We start from the raw sequence: 1265 nt of genomic DNA, 5'->3' as shown, positions 1-1265 counted from the left end.
TCTCACCCTTTCGCACTTGGCTCGAGAGACGGAGACCAAGTGGGGTTACCTCAGGTCCATTGTCCAGAGACAGATCGACGACTATACAGCAATCCGGCGCCTCAAGCGTGACGGGACATATCGCGCAATCTGGGCGCCGATGCCAAGCCTCATGCATGTGCAACGCTGGATCCTCAGCAACGTGCTTAGCGGCCTGAAGTTTCATGATGCCGCCTACGCCTATCGCCGCGGACGCTGCATACGGGATTGCGCAGAACAGCACATCGGGGCGCGCTGGCTTCTCAAGATGGACTTGCACAACTTCTTCGGAACGATCGAGGAGGCACGAGTCTACGGCGCGTTACGCGGGATGGGATACCCGGCGTTGTTAGCTTTTGAGATGGCGAGAATCTGCACAAAACCCCTCTGGCTCGATGCGGATAAACGCTGGCTCGAAGGGCGCGGCGTCGACGCGTACGGATCCCCACTCCGTGGCGTGCTTCCGCAAGGAGCTCCGACCAGCGGCGCGCTGGCGAACGCGGTGGCGTTCAGTATGGACGCGATGCTCAGGAGGCTCGCCGACAGCAACGGATTGAGTTACACGCGATACTCGGACGACCTCACCTTCTCGTCATCCGGGCCGTTCGAGCGGGCTTCGATTGTCAAACTGGTGACTGAAGTCGAGCGAGCAATCTCGCTGGCGGGTTTCGTTGTCCACCGGAAGAAGACACGCGTGGTCCCGCCCGGGGCGCGCAAGATCGTGCTGGGGCTGATGCTGACTGAGCGTGAGGTCCGCCTTGTCCCGGAGTTTCGAAGTCGGCTGGACAACCACATTCGCTGCGTGGACAAGTACGGTCCCGCCGGGCACGCGGCCGCTCGCCGCTTTGACTCGGCGCTATCCATGATCAACTACGTCGATGGCTGCCTGGCGTTCGCGCTTGACATCGAACCGGAATGGACCGCTGATCGAAATCAGCGGTGGCTCGATGCGCTCTACCGCCACGGCCACCCCGTCAATCGCGACGGGTAGGGTGCCACGGCCAGATGCTTTTGCTTGGTGCCCTACATCTCGCGGGTCAGCTTCACGGTCAACCGATCTGACGTTGCGGTGAGCCTGTCCGCGAACTGCATCACGGTCCGCCTAGGTCAAGGTATGCCTCAACTCGACCTGCAGTGACGGCCTCACTGAGGCGGCTGGTSGCCGATGTTSCTGTCTCGACCGCAGCGCGGGTCTCACAGTCGACACAGCGAATGGTGTTCGGGCCGCGCTCGCAGACGGCGTCCAC

Annotated in this window: 1 protein-coding gene; it reads left to right on the top strand. The window is 61.9% G+C overall.

Annotation, left to right across the window (positions count from 1 at the left end; genetic code table 11):
* On the top strand, nt 1–1009 hold a 1009-nt coding region (locus DC432_RS16085; RefSeq protein WP_207770864.1), incomplete at its 5' end, for a reverse transcriptase family protein.
* Nucleotides 1010–1265 lie beyond the last annotated feature (256 nt).

The sequence above is a fragment of the Microbacterium testaceum genome, from assembly GCF_003075375.1.
Lineage (GTDB): Bacteria > Actinomycetota > Actinomycetes > Actinomycetales > Microbacteriaceae > Microbacterium > Microbacterium testaceum_E.
Note: the sequence above shows the minus strand (reverse complement) of the source record. Positions and strands in the feature narration are given on the sequence as shown.